The 12,899-nt window shown below is 58.9% G+C and carries 11 protein-coding genes; 1 reads left to right on the top strand and 10 read right to left on the bottom strand.

All coding sequences use genetic code 11. The annotated features are described in order from the left end of the window. Window positions 1-13: 13 nt before the first annotated feature. The 9 genes from ML541_RS06840 to ML541_RS06800 form a co-directional block, all read right to left on the bottom strand. A complete protein-coding gene (locus ML541_RS06840; RefSeq protein WP_243371857.1) occupies window positions 14-250 on the bottom strand; it encodes a hypothetical protein in 237 nt (78 codons plus the stop codon). 3 nt (window positions 251-253) lie between these two features. After that, on the bottom strand, window positions 254-676 hold the full coding sequence (locus ML541_RS06835) for a response regulator (RefSeq protein ID WP_243371856.1): 423 nt from the start codon (window positions 674-676) through the stop codon (window positions 254-256). 11 nt (window positions 677-687) lie between these two features. Next, window positions 688-933, bottom strand: a complete 246-nt coding sequence (locus ML541_RS06830; RefSeq protein ID WP_243371855.1) for a hypothetical protein — start codon at window positions 931-933, stop codon at window positions 688-690. A gap of 263 nt (window positions 934-1,196) precedes the next feature. Further along, on the bottom strand, window positions 1,197-2,606 hold the full coding sequence (locus tag ML541_RS06825; RefSeq protein WP_243371854.1) for a sigma-54 dependent transcriptional regulator: 1,410 nt from the start codon (window positions 2,604-2,606) through the stop codon (window positions 1,197-1,199). 185 nt (window positions 2,607-2,791) lie between these two features. Continuing rightward, window positions 2,792-5,095, bottom strand: coding sequence for an ATP-binding protein (locus ML541_RS06820; protein WP_243371853.1), 2,304 nt, complete (start codon window positions 5,093-5,095; stop codon window positions 2,792-2,794). A gap of 80 nt (window positions 5,096-5,175) precedes the next feature. Further along, complete coding sequence (locus tag ML541_RS06815; RefSeq protein WP_243371852.1) at window positions 5,176-6,732, bottom strand: DHA2 family efflux MFS transporter permease subunit; 1,557 nt, start codon at window positions 6,730-6,732, stop codon at window positions 5,176-5,178. A 213-nt stretch (window positions 6,733-6,945) separates the two neighbouring features. Continuing rightward, window positions 6,946-8,019: an HlyD family secretion protein gene (locus ML541_RS06810; protein ID WP_243371851.1), complete on the bottom strand. Its 1,074-nt coding sequence runs from the start codon at window positions 8,017-8,019 to the stop codon at window positions 6,946-6,948. A gap of 72 nt (window positions 8,020-8,091) precedes the next feature. Further along, window positions 8,092-9,360 (bottom strand): TolC family protein, encoded by a 1,269-nt coding sequence (locus ML541_RS06805; protein WP_243371850.1) that lies wholly within the window; start codon window positions 9,358-9,360, stop codon window positions 8,092-8,094. A gap of 12 nt (window positions 9,361-9,372) precedes the next feature. Continuing rightward, window positions 9,373-9,786, bottom strand: coding sequence for a MarR family transcriptional regulator (locus ML541_RS06800; protein WP_243371992.1), 414 nt, complete (start codon window positions 9,784-9,786; stop codon window positions 9,373-9,375). A 256-nt stretch (window positions 9,787-10,042) separates the two neighbouring features. Between ML541_RS06800 and ML541_RS06795 the strand changes: the two genes are divergently transcribed. Next, window positions 10,043-10,360, top strand: coding sequence for a BON domain-containing protein (locus ML541_RS06795; RefSeq protein ID WP_243371848.1), 318 nt, complete (start codon window positions 10,043-10,045; stop codon window positions 10,358-10,360). 93 nt (window positions 10,361-10,453) lie between these two features. On the opposite strand, the gene ML541_RS06790 is transcribed toward ML541_RS06795, so the two are convergent. After that, on the bottom strand, window positions 10,454-12,706 hold the full coding sequence (locus ML541_RS06790) for a transglycosylase SLT domain-containing protein (protein WP_243371847.1): 2,253 nt from the start codon (window positions 12,704-12,706) through the stop codon (window positions 10,454-10,456). Window positions 12,707-12,899: the final 193 nt, after the last annotated feature.

Below are 12,899 nucleotides of genomic sequence, written 5' to 3'. Positions count from 1 at the left end.
ATTTGATGGATCATCACTGCCTCTCTTCCCCTTCCCTGACCGGAACGGCTTCGCCGGCAGCCTGTTGCGCCCTTTTGCGGTTGATGCGGGTCCGAAAGATGGGCAACAGCTGTCCTACGACAATCAGGGCACAGAAGGCCAGGAAGATGGCGACCGCCAACCCGCTACCGTCCTCCCGCGGTTCCCCTGCCGCCACTGCTGCGGTGGCCGTTCCTGCAACTGCCGTAATCGTCTTGGCTGCAAGTCTCATGGTTCATTCCTCCCTTTGCTCGTTATTGGTGCCGGATGGTTCCGGTACGTTTCTCTTCAGGGCACAGACAACCGCCTGGCGAAGCTCTTCCCGGTCGGCCGGGCCGGCAGGTCTCAGGGCATGGTAGAAGATTCCTTCCTGTCGTATCTTTCTGGCCAGCGACAACGGCACCTGGTCCGAGACGACGATGATCGCCAGGCGGCGGTTGCACCGTTTAAGGAGAGGGATCAGGTCGGCGGAAGCGATCTTGCTGTCGAAGTCCTCTCCAAGCAGGATGACGGGGATATGCTTTTCGACGATGCTGCAGAAGGCATGGATAGCGGAATTGGTCGTCTCCACAAGGTAACCCGCACGCCGGAAATACTCGGCGATCTGGTTGCGGAACTCGTTGTCCCTGTCGGCTATGAGGATTGCCTGCTCGTTCATGTTTTTCTCCTTTACTCTTCTTTTTCCTTGCGCAGCGCGGCGTAAATGCCCTTGATCATTGCTGCGAAAAGCATGAGTCCCGGCACCAGCTGCAGCGCGATGATGGCGCCCATGAAGACGATAAAGAAGGTGGCCAGCATGCTGCTGCCGGCCGGCAGGTTGGCAGCCCCTGCCACGATCAGGGTGCCTGCAGCGATCAACCCGACGATCATCATACTGGTGTATTTCCACAGGCTGTTTTCGACCGGATGTTTCATAGCGCTCTCCTTTCGCCTTTGGCGTTGGTTTCAACCGATAGAGAGCAACAGTAATGCCGCAAATTAGTATTGATTCATTTTTTTAAAGCTGATTAATTTCGCATGGTTACGGGAGGAGTGGTTGCGGCGGAACAGCGGAGCCTTCCTGTGAAAGAGGGGAGCATGGGCGGTATTCCTATGGGAATCGTGTAATTACAGAGGTTTGGGGGTTTCCTGCCGGGCAGGAAATTTCCTGAGAAACAGGAATGACGATGTGGAAGGCTTCAGCAGCTTTTCGGCAGTTCAAGCTTTTTCAGCAGTGCATAGAGGCGGGATTGGGAAAGGCCGGAGAGGCGGCAGGCCTCGGTGATGTTTTCTCCCGAGAGGGATAGCAGGTCCTGGAAGTACTGCCTTTCCGCCTGGGTGTAGATGGATTCGCGGAAGTCGTGGAATCGGGGGAAGGAAACCATGGAAAGGGTAGGGGATTCGGCCTGGGACTGACCGGTGCCGACGGATGCCTTCGCCACCTGCACCCTGATCTGGGTCGGCAGGTGCTTGGGGAAAAGGATCGCTTCGCTCCCTGCGGCGGCAACAGCGCGTTCAAGGGAATTGAACAGTTCCCGCACGTTTCCCGGCCAGACATAGGAGGCGAGCATCCGCATGAAGTCCGGGGTAAAGCCTTTGGCGCCAAGGGAATATCGCTCGCAAACCCTGTCCACAAAGGTTCGGGCCAGAATTCTGATATCCTCCCGGCGCTCCCGCAGGGGGGGGAGCTCGATGGCAAAGGTCCGGAGACGATAGAGCAGGTCCTGGCGGAAGCTTCCCCTATCGGCCATCTCCTCCAAGTTCCTGTTGGTGGCGGCGATTAGCCGGAAATCGCTGGAAATTTCCAGCCGGCTTCCCACCGGTCGGAAGCGGTGCTCCTGCAGAACGCGCAGAAAGGCTTTCTGGACGGCAAGGGGAAGCTCTCCCACCTCGTCGAGAAAGAGCGTCCCGTCGTCGGCCTGGGCGACGAGCCCGCTCCGTGCCTGCTCCGCGCCGGTAAAGGCACCTTTTTCATGGCCGAATAGCAGGCTTTCCACCAGGGTATCGGGCAGGGCGGCGCAATCGACCACGACGAACGGTTTTTCTGCCCGGGCGCTGTTGGCATGGATGGCCCGGGCAAAGAGCTCTTTCCCCGATCCGGTTTCGCCGGTAACGAGAACTCCGGCGTCACTGCCCGAAGCCTGCGCCACCTGCTCTAAGCAGGCATTGATGCGGGGGCTGGCGCCGACTATGCCGTCACGCTTGAGCATCACCACGTTTCTAGCCCCGCTTCCCTGCTGCTTCTGCTTGCGGTACTCAAGTGCCCGGACCAGGGAAAGGGTGATGTCCTTTACCGAAGCCCCTTTTTCGATATAGTCCCAGGCGCCGTTGTTGATGGCCAGTTCGGCCCCCGTGGGGTTGCCGTAGCCGGTCATGATGATGGCTTCCGGGGCAGATGGGGCAGCCTGAATCTCTGGCAGAAGGGCCAGCCCGTCTCCATCGGGCATGCGCACATCAAGGAAAACCACGTCGAAATCATTGGCAGAGAGCTGCTGTCGCCCGGCCGCCAAGGTATGGCAGCAGGCCACATCATGCCTCCAGCGCATGGCCACGTGGGACAGGGACTGGCACATCAGTTCGTCGTCGTCGATGATGAGGATCTTTGCCATTGATTCCTCAAAAAACCTTTAACCACGAATGACACGAATGGTCACGAATACAAATGGCTTTAGGCGATTCTCTTTGAACCATGATGCTGCTTTGTCATGCGTTGAGCCAGAGTGATTCTTTCAATCATTTCCGGAAAAGGTTTTATTCGTGCTGATTCGTGCCATTCGTGGTGGAGTCTTGGGTGTTACCCTTGATCCAGCACCCGGCGTATCAGCCTGGCCATTTCCCCTCGTTCGAAGGGTTTCAGGGCCAGCTCACGAATGCCGATGGATTCCTGTCCCTCGCGGGTGGCGAATTCCTGGGAGGCATGGCCGAAGCCGGTACATAATATGACCGGCATGTCTTTCCTGATCCGCAGGATCTCCCTGGTCAGTTCCGTGCCTGTCATGTGGGGCATGGTCTGGTCGGTGATAACCAGGTCGTAGCCATGGGGCTCCAGCCTGAATGCCGTCAGTGCCTCATTGCCGTCCCGGCACGACTCCACCCGGTACCCCAGCCGCTCCAGCATCTTTTTGCCCGCAAAGAGCAGGTCTTCTTCGTCATCGACGAAGAGAATCCTCTCCCGCCCCTCCATGGGGGGGAGCTGCCGATTATCGGCTTGGCATGATTCCGGATCATCGGTTCGGGGGAGAAAGATGTGGAAGCAGGTCCCCTTGCCAGGTTTACTGATGACCGTGATGGCCCCTCCGTGGTTCTTGACGATGCCGTGCACCACCGACAGCCCAAGTCCAGTTCCTTCCCCCCGGGTCTTGGTGGTGAAAAAGGGATCGAAGATCCGCTCCATGGTTGCCTGGTCCATGCCGTGCCCGGTGTCCTGCACGCTCAGCTTAAGATAGCGGCCGGAAGGGAGGTCGGGAAAGCCTGAGACGGCGGCCGTGTCCAGGTCCACGTTGATCAGGGCGATCTCCAGAACGCCGCCGCTCTCATGCATGGCGTGGCCCGAGTTGGTGCACAGGTTCATGATGATCTGGTGGATCTGGGTCGGATCGGCCAGTACCATGCCCGGCGCGTTGCAGATATTGGGGCGGATGGTGATGGAGGTGGGAAAGGAGGCACGCAGCAGCTTGAGGCATTCGTTAATGACGCGCTCCACATGAACCGGCTGCCGCTCCTGTTCCACCTGACAGCTGAAGGTGAGGATCTGCCTGACCAGGTTCCTGCCCCGGTAGCTGGACTTGAGCACTACGTCCAGAAGTTCCCGGACTGGGCTCTCCTCGGGCACGTCATCTCTGGCCATCTCGGTGCAGGTGATGATGGAGGCCAGGCTGTTGTTGAAATCGTGGGCGATCCCTCCGGCCAGGGTGCCGATGGACTCCATGCGCTGGGCCTGGCTCAGCTGCCGCTCAAGTTTGACCTCGTGGGTCACATCCCTGATCAATGCCACGTAGGTAGTGGCATTGCCGGCTTCATCGGCGATGGACCAGAGGGTGGCGTCGAAATAGTAGGGGAGGTGTTCGCCCCCCTTCTGAATAGCATTGGTGATGCGTGTTTCGCCGCGGGATACGGCTTCCCAGATGGCTGTGTAGAAGCCGTGCATGTGGGGCTCGCAGTCGATATCCCGGATGTTCCTGCCGGTCATGGTGTCCGGGGCATGGCCGATGATCGCCTCCACGGCGGGGTTAGCGTAATGGATCCGACCGCTGTCGTCCATGAGGATGATTCCCTCCTGGGCTTGCTGGATCACCGAGGCGAAAAGGGTCCGTTCTTTTTCCGCCTCCTTTCGTTCCCCATCCTTGCGCAGTGCCCTGATGCCGAAGGAGAGGTCGGCGGCCAGCTCTTCCAGGAGCTTCACCTCGGTGGTGTCGAAGGCACCTTCTTCGCCGGCAAGGATGACCAGGGCGCCGGACGGACCCTTTTCGAAGGAGAGGGGAAGGGAAATGGACGCAGCAAAGCCATGCTCCATGGCCCTGTCCCGCCACAACTCCCAGGCCGGGTCCGAGGGGATGTGCTGCACGACGATGGTCTTGCCGGTGCGCAGGGCCGTCCCCGTCGGGCCCCGTCCCCACTCGTTATCCAGCCACGACAGTTTCAGATTCTGCAGATAGCCGTTCCGGTCCCCCCAATGGGCAACGGGGCGAATGCTTCCTTCCTCGTCCTTTTCGGCGATGCCGACCCAGGCCAGACGATAGCCGCCGATCGCCACGAAGGTCCGGCAGATCTGCTCCATGAGCTGGATTTCGTCGGTGGCGTGAATGAGGGCCTTGTTGCACTCGCTCAGCGCCTTGAAGGCGCGGCTTACCCGGTGCAGCGTTTCTTCCCGGCGCATGATCTCTTCCATGCTGTGATGGATGAGAAAGTAAAGCATGAGGGCGGTGACGACGATGAAAAAGGCGTGGTTGGCGATCTCGAAGCGGATGAAGGTCAAGTATCGGCCCATCTGACCCGAATGGAGTGTCATGGCCGCCACTGCCCAGAGGACACCGGTCAGGGTGTAGATAAGAACGATAGACATGGGGGTGAGTTTGATTTGTGGAGACAAACGGAGCATGCGTGCCTCCGGCAGTCATTATATAATGATAGCTTTTTAATTCTACCACAGGATTTTTCCGCTGCCAGGGGACGCGATTGTCAGTGTATTTCCACCGGACCCCTGTGTCGCTTGGGCTTTTTCAGCAGGAGGAGGAAGGGGATGATGATGAGAAAGGCGATACCCACGATCCAGAAAATGCGGTTGTAGGCAAGCATGGCCGCCTGGCGGCGGACGATGCCGTAGATGGAGGCGAGGGCGGTCTTGTCGGCGGTGGCGGCGTCGATGCCTCTTCTCAGGGCCGCCTGTTTCAGGGCGGCCAGTCGCTGGCGGACCGCCGGATCATATGGCGTGATGTGTCCCACCAGGCTGTTCTGGTAGAATTGCCCGTAGCGGGCGAGCATAGTGGCGGAAATGGCGATGCCGACGCTGCCCCCCACGTTGCGCAGCAAGTTGAAGATACCGGTGGCGTTGCCCATTTCCTCCCGCTGGATTGTGGCCAGGGTGACAGTGGTCAGGGGGACGAAGATCATGGCCAGGCCGAAGCCGAGTATGATCCGCGGCCAGACGAAATCCCAGTAGGAGGCTTCCAGGGTGAAGCCGCGCATGATGAACATTGACCAGGCGCCGATGATCAGTCCGCAGAGTACAACCTTGCGGCCGTCGTAGCGCTGGATGGCGGCGCCGACAAAGGGCATGGTAATGAGGGTGGCCACCCCTCCCGGGGCCAGAACCATCCCGGCCAGGGTGGCATCGTAGCCCATGAGGGTCTGGAGAAAGAGGGGAATGAGCATGATTGAGCTGTAGAGGCAGAAGCCGACGATGAACATGATGAAGTTGCCGGCGGAGAAGGAGACATTCTTGAACAGCCGCAGGTTGACGATGGGATGGGGGTGTTTCAGCTCCACGTAAATCAGTGCTGAAAGTGTTAAGGCGGAGATAACGGCATTGGTCAGGATGAAGGAGGAACTGAACCAATCGTCCTGCTGCCCCTTGTCCAGAACCACCTGCAGGGTTCCCAGGCCTATGATCAGCAGCGCCAGGCCCCAATAGTCGATGGCGGCGCGGACCTTCCCTTTCAGGTAGGCGGGATCATAGATGAAGTAGGCGACCATGATGACGGCAATGACGCCGATGGGGAGGTTGATGTAGAAAATCCAGCGCCAATTGAGGTTATCGGTGATCCACCCCCCCAGGGCCGGGCCGATGATCGGGCCGAACATGGCGCCGACGCCGAAGATGGCCATTGCCATCCCCTGTTCCTGGGGGGGGAAGGTTTCCATCATGATCGCCTGGCTGGTGGGGATGAGGGCGCCTCCGGCCGCTCCCTGGATGATGCGGAAGAAGATGAGCAGTTCCAGCGTTGGAGCGGCACCGCAGAGAAAGGACGAGACGGTGAAGAGGACGATGCAGGTCAGGAGGAAACGCTTCCTGCCGAACATGCGCGCCAGCCAGCCGGTCATGGGGAGCACCACAGCGTTAGCAACGAGATAGGAGGTGAGCACCCAGGTGATCTCGTCGGTGCCGGCGTTGAGGCTCCCCTGCATGTGGGGCAGGGCGACGTTGGCCACCGAGGTGTCGATGATCTCCATTATGGTGGGGAGCATGACCGCGATGGTGATGAGCCATTTATTGATTGTTTTCGGGCTGGTTGTCATAAATGGATGTCGTTATGATTGAGCAGGCAGCCGTGACCTCGTCCGTTCGCTCTGTCGCCACAGCTGCGGACCTTGCGGTGTCGACCTCCTAATGCGGCATAATGCTTGAACCCGCGAGCCATTCTCCGTTCGCCGCACGGCGGGTGTCCGCTCGCCGCTGTGGCTCGTCGCTCACTCCCGACGCCACGTCTGCCTGCTCGGCAGTGGTTTATGCTAGAAAATTTCCCGCAGAATCTCCCCCAGAGGCTTGTCAATGATGATCGTGGGGACGACGCTCATGCCGACCCGCAGGACGTGTTGGGGGTCGCTCTTCCGGTCGATGTCGATCCGGACCGGGATACGCTGCACAACTTTGACGTAATTGCCGGTGGCGTTTTCCGGGGGGAGGAGCGAGAAGGCGGCCCCGGTGCCGGCCATGATGCTTTCCACCGCGCCGCGGAAGGCCTGGCCGGGATAGGCATCGACGGTGAAGGTGACTTTCTGGCCGGGCCGGACGTTAGTCAGCTGGCTTTCCTTGTAATTGGCCGTCACCCAGCCATCTTGCAAGGCCACCAGGGCCATGAGCGGCTGGCCGGTCTGCACGTAATTCCCGGGTTCCACTGATTTGCGGGTGACATATCCGTCGGCGGGGGCGGCGATCCTGGTATAGGAGAGATTGAGCCGGGCCTCGTCAAGCTGGGCCTTCTTCTGGGCCACCTTGGCATCCCTGCCGCCGGTGCCGAGCCCCACTTCAGCTTCCGCTTGCCTCAGGGCCTCCTCAGCCTGGCGCTTGTCCATGACCGCAACACGGTAGGCCGTTTGCAGTTTGTCCAGCTGGTCCTTGGGGACGACCTCCCGGTTAAAGAGCGCCTTACCTCGATCGAGGTCGATCTGGGCCTGGTCCAGCCGCACTCTTGCCAGATTTACCGCCGTCTTCGCTGTGGCGACCTTGGCGTGCTCTCCAGAGGTCTCGTTCCGGGCCATGTCCATGGATGCGTTGGCCGTGGCGACCTTCATCTCGTAATCCCTGGGATCCAGTTCCACCAGCAGGTCCCCTTTCCTGACAAACTGGTTGTCCACCACCAGCACGCTTTTCACCGTGGCCGGAATGCGGGGGGATATGGAATGGACGTGAGCCTCGACGAAGGCGTTGTCCGTGGTTATATGGGTTCTGCTGGTGATCCACCAGCGGCCGCCGAAGAACAGCATCAGCACTACCATGACCAGAAGGATGATGCCGGCGCGCCTACGCTTGCCTGGGCCTTTACCGGACTCTTCCGAGGTATTCTCAATAACTTCTGCTGCCATTACTCCTCCATTGTGCTCCCTTCTATCCCCCCATTTCACAAGGGGAAGCGAACCCTGAGTGAGCAGGGGGGGCTACAACTCTCCAACGGCCCGCTTGACCCTTGCCGCCGCCACCTGATAATCGAACACCGATCTGAAATAGTCGTTGCGCGTCTGGGTGAGGAGAGTCTGGGCATCGATGACATCGGTGGCCGTGCCGACCTTCTCCTGGTAGCGGTCGCTGTTGATGCGGAGGTTTTCCTCGCTCTGGCGGATCGCCACCTCCGAAACTGCGATCCGCTCCTCCGCCACCTTCAGGTCATTCATGGCGGCCTGCAATTCGAGGCGGACGGATGCCTCCAGGTTGCGCAGCCGCTCTTCTTCCCGCGATTTGATCTGTAATGCCTGCCGTTTACGTGCGGTGGTGGCGAGCCCGTCGAAGAGGTTGATCTTGATCCCCACCGTGGCCGACATGATGGTCTGCTCCTGTACCTTGTCGTTTTCCAGGTAATCAAGACCAAGCTTGGCGAAGATTTCTGGATAGTAGTTGCTCTTGTTTTCCCGGACCACCGCCTCATCGGCCTGGATGGTTTTCTTCAGTGCAGCTATTTCCGGGCGCTTGCGCAGGGCTATTGCCATCATCATGTCCAGATCGGCCGTTTCCGTGTGCTGTGCCGGTTCCTCAAGGTCGGAACGGAAAGCGGGAGCCTGCCCAGTGAGGAAATTCAGGTAGAGCCAGCTGTTGTCCAGGCTGTTGGCGGCAGAGAGCCTTTTCTGACGGCTGTTGGCAAGTTTAACCTGGGCCTGGAGCAGGTCGTTGCGCGTCACCACCCCCTGTTCGTACATATCCTGGGCCACCTTGCGGTGGTGAGTCATCTGTCTGACCTCGTCTTCGGCCGTGGTCAGGTATTTCTCTCCGGCCAGGATACCGTAGTAGGCCTGCACCACCTGGAGAAAGACATCCTGCTCCTCTCCCCGGTAATTCTGCTGCACCGCCTCCCGGGTCAGCTTCGCCTGCTCCCGGCGCGCGCTGGTGCGGCCGAAATCGTAGAGAGTCTGATAAATGGCCAGGTTGGCGAAGGCATAATCGGCCTGCTGGGTCGGCAGCGACTGTTGCCCGAATCTCACGGCCTGGGGTGCCTGCTGGGCAACATAGCCCGCCTGCAGATCCACCCGCGGCAGGTAACCGCTGGTGGCGATGTTGACCCCTTCGGCGGCGATCCGTTCGTCATAGGCGGCGGCTCTGAGCTGGGTATTGGCTGCGGCCGCCTTGGCCAGGCAGTCTTTCAGCGTCAGCGCCGGGGCCGGTGATGATCCCAGGCAGACAAACGCCAGCATGGCGAGTATCATCGGAGTCTTCATGGTTTCTCCAGATCAGCTGCGGAGTTTGTTCAGCAAGTGTCTCAGGGTTTCCACTTCCCGGTCGGTCAGGGGCGCGGTGAACCGGGCCAGGGTCTTCAATGCCAGGGGAGCCAGCTGATCTTCCATGGCTTTGCCCAGCTCAGTCAGGCAGACCTGATAGGCGCGGCGGTCATGGGGATGGACCAGCCTCTTCACCAGCCCCTCCTTTTCCAGCCGGCCGATGAGACCGCCGATGGTGGTGCGGTCGATCTGGCTGCGTGCCGACAGCTCTGCCTGGGAAAGCCCGTCCTCCTGCCATAAGAAGCCGAGCAGCCCGAACTGCTGCGGGGTCAGCTCGTATCCCTCGAATTCTTCCTTGAAGATGGCGCTGGCCCGTTGGTATGCCTTAGCCAGCAGGAAACCGACGTTTTTCTCCATGTCTATCATTGCGGAATTCTTCATAAATGTCGCACATTCAACCATATTGTCAGTATGCTGTCAATCGGTGATGAACGCTTTTTTGCAGAAAAGAAAAGTGTTGGTACTGGGGGAGTAGGGACGCAGGTAAACTATTTTGACATTGGGGCAAGCGGGGATTATAGTTGCACGCTGATCAGAGGTTTATTTCGATGGTGGCGAAGGCTGTTCAATCCCCTCAAGAGGATGATTATGTGACCAGCAACAAACATAAAAGGAGCCTTTCATGTTCAAGTCGAAATTGCTCGGCAAAATTCTCATCGGCATAGGTTTGGTGGCTGCTTTATCGGCATGCGAAACAACGCAGAATGGCGGAAATAGGCGGAAGGTGCAGCTTGATGATTCGGTGGTGACGGCCAAGGTGAAGGAAGCACTTGCCAAGGATCCGACGCTGCAGAAATATGATATCCAGGTGCAGACGGTCTCAGGGAAAGTGGTGCTCAGGGGCCGGGTCGATTCCATCAATGATGTCTACCGGGCCGCCGAGGTTGTCAACCGGGTTGAAGGAGTGCAATTTCTTCTGAACGATCTTTCGGAGAAATAGGCCTCAGGCGGGAGCCAAGGTTTAGACCAGCATGGAGGTGGTTCAGCCATGGAAGTTCAAGCGGGAGGGGGTGGCGCCGCGAGAGACTCCGTCTCACGGTGCAATACTGCCGCGTCCCGCCGCCAACCTGCTGTCCCTGAAATCTTCCGAGCCGGGTGATCCCCCGGCTTGTTCCACCGGTGCCGCCGCCACCTTTCCCGTCGGCGCTGCAGACGCCTCTGTCGGTACTGCCACCGCTTTTTCCGCAGGTTTCTCCGCCAGCTTCCGATCCAGGCCGTAGAACCGCTGATAGAGTTCCATCCCAGCCAGTACCTTCTTCACGTATTCCCTCGTTTCGCCGAAGGGGATGTTCTCGATGAACTGGTCTGCAGGCATGTCCCCCAGCCGTTTTTCCCATTTGCCCACATTGCCCGAGCCGGCGTTGTAAGCGGCTATGACCTTGACCAGGTCGCCGTTGTGGTAGGTGAGCAGGTCTTTCAGGTGTTTTGTGCCGAAACGGATATTGATGGTGGGGGAGGTGAGGCTGTTTTTATCCACGCTGCCCCTGGCTACGGCCGAGGCGGTGGCCGGCATGAGCTGCATCAGGCCGACGGCACCAACGGGAGAGAGGGCAGTGGGGGAGTAGGTGCTTTCGGCACGCATGATGGCATAGACAAGGCTTTCGGGGATATGGCTGTCGCCGGCACTCTTGGCCACGGCGTCCCGGAAGGCAAGGGGGTAGTTAAGCCCCCATACCAGGGCGGAATCCTTGTCGAGCCTCGACAGACGCTCTTTTTTGAAGAGGTGGACGACGGCGTTGTAGTTATCCATTTCCAGGTAGAGGCGGGCGATGCCCTGTTGGTTCCTGGCTTTCTTCCGGTCGGAGAGCTCTTTTTTGGCCTCATCGTAAAAACCCAGGGTGATCAGTGCCTTTACCCGTTCGAAACCGGACGGGACCGGCAGGGATCCGGCCAGGTCGGCAGGCGGCTGGATCGTTTCCCCGGCGGTCGTGCCGGCTTCTTTTGCATGGGCAAGGGCATAGTACCCAAGTGGAAATTCCGCCGTCAGCCGGGAGAAGGAGGCATCCGCTCCTGCACGATCCCCTGTGGCGGCCTGGGATTTCCCGAGCCAGTAGAGAGCCCGGTCGCGGGCACCTTCAAAAGTGGCCAATTTAGCGAACCAGTCGGCGGCTGCCTTGTAGTCGCGGGCCTGGTAACGCTCCCAGGCAATCTCCCAGATCAGATTCTTCTTCAGGCCGGATTGGGGATAGAGATAAAGCGACCGCTGCAGCAGCTGCAGCGCTTCGTCGGTCTTCTTCTGGGATTTCCTGAGCTGGGCCGCTTCCAGCAGGGCATCATCGGCAAGTGGAGCTTTCGGCCAGGTATCTGACAGCTGCAGGTAGGCAGTGACGGCGTCATCTTCCTTGCCGTTTTTGGCCAGAGTCCTTGCCAGCCAGAAGCGGATTTCCTCATTCATCCCTTTTATTGCGGCATCGGTCTTGGCCAGTGCGGTGAAGAGCTGCTCCGCGTCTTTGTAGTGCCTGGACTTGAAAAGCGCCTGTCCCTTCTTGAACTGGAGCCGAACGGCCATTTCCGGGTCGGTGGTTTTCTGCAGCCCGGCATCCAGCGTCTTGATGGCCTGGGCGTATTTTCCCAAGTCGAAAAGGGTCGTCCCCTGGCGAAGCATCTCCCCTGCGGAAAGGGGTTCGATGCGCACCCCCTGCTGTGCCAGCCGCTCCAGGTCTAGGGTCGCCTTGGGGGTGAGGGACGAGGCGGGATAATTGAGGGGGATGGAGCGCAAAATGGATGCTGCGGTGGTGGTGTCCCCCAACTGCTCCCGGCAGAGTGCCGACTTGTACAGTGCTGCCAGGGAGTCGGCCCCCTGGGGATAGAGTTCTATGAAATCGGTGTAGGCGCGGAGTGCCTCCCGGTGGTTGCCGCCGTCGAAAAGCTCGTTCCCCTTGAGGAAGAGGGCGGCGCGATTGATCGGGCTTTCGGGATAGACCTTAAGCATCCTTGACAGGGAAGCCAGGGCCTCGGGATGCTTGTTCATTTTGGAAAAGGCAGCTGCCTGATTATAGAGGGCGTAATCCCCCAAGAGGGGAAAATTGTCGGCGGCATAGCCGAGGCGGGTGGTGGCCTCCTGCCACTGCTCCAGTTTCATGGCCGTCATGCCGAGCATGAATTCGCGGATGCCGCTTTGAGGGGCCCTGAGGGCCTCTTCGTGGGCTTCCCGGTAGTCCTTGTCGCGAAAGTGCGTTGCTGCCTGATGCAGCGCCTCGTCGGGCAGGACAAAGAGAGGGGTGCCCGAGGCGGAAATGGAAAAGAGAATGATCAGGACCAGGACGATGAGACTGCGGAACAACATTGCAACTCCTTGAAAAAAACGTTCAGTGCTCTATAGAAATATTTGAGTGATTAAATGAGTAATTATTACAAGGGATTAGCCGGCAAAACCTGCTTATACTAAACGCATGCTCTGCAAAAAAGCAAAGGTTTTATGGCCAAAGTTGTAAATTGTTTGACAAGTTCTAAGCTATTTTAGCATAGTTACTAATTCT

Origin of the sequence: Geotalea sp. SG265, from assembly GCF_022808985.1 — a bacterium.
Taxonomy (GTDB): Bacteria; Desulfobacterota; Desulfuromonadia; order Geobacterales; family Geobacteraceae; genus Geotalea.
This window is presented reverse-complemented; position numbering and strand designations above follow the sequence as displayed.

Excerpts from the sequence above, each read along its gene's own strand:
- ML541_RS06840 (WP_243371857.1), bottom strand. The coding sequence starts at position 250 with ATGAGACTTGCAGCCAAGACGATTACGGCAGTTGCAGGAACGGCCACC.
- ML541_RS06835 (WP_243371856.1), bottom strand. The coding sequence starts at position 676 with ATGAACGAGCAGGCAATCCTCATAGCCGACAGGGACAACGAGTTCCGC.
- ML541_RS06830 (WP_243371855.1), bottom strand. The coding sequence starts at position 933 with ATGAAACATCCGGTCGAAAACAGCCTGTGGAAATACACCAGTATGATG.
- ML541_RS06825 (WP_243371854.1), bottom strand. The coding sequence starts at position 2,606 with ATGGCAAAGATCCTCATCATCGACGACGACGAACTGATGTGCCAGTCC.
- ML541_RS06820 (WP_243371853.1), bottom strand. The coding sequence starts at position 5,095 with ATGCTCCGTTTGTCTCCACAAATCAAACTCACCCCCATGTCTATCGTT.
- ML541_RS06815 (WP_243371852.1), bottom strand. The coding sequence starts at position 6,732 with ATGACAACCAGCCCGAAAACAATCAATAAATGGCTCATCACCATCGCG.
- ML541_RS06810 (WP_243371851.1), bottom strand. The coding sequence starts at position 8,019 with ATGGCAGCAGAAGTTATTGAGAATACCTCGGAAGAGTCCGGTAAAGGC.
- ML541_RS06805 (WP_243371850.1), bottom strand. The coding sequence starts at position 9,360 with ATGAAGACTCCGATGATACTCGCCATGCTGGCGTTTGTCTGCCTGGGA.
- ML541_RS06800 (WP_243371992.1), bottom strand. The coding sequence starts at position 9,786 with ATGATAGACATGGAGAAAAACGTCGGTTTCCTGCTGGCTAAGGCATAC.
- ML541_RS06795 (WP_243371848.1), top strand. The coding sequence starts at position 10,043 with ATGTTCAAGTCGAAATTGCTCGGCAAAATTCTCATCGGCATAGGTTTG.
- ML541_RS06790 (WP_243371847.1), bottom strand. The coding sequence starts at position 12,706 with ATGTTGTTCCGCAGTCTCATCGTCCTGGTCCTGATCATTCTCTTTTCC.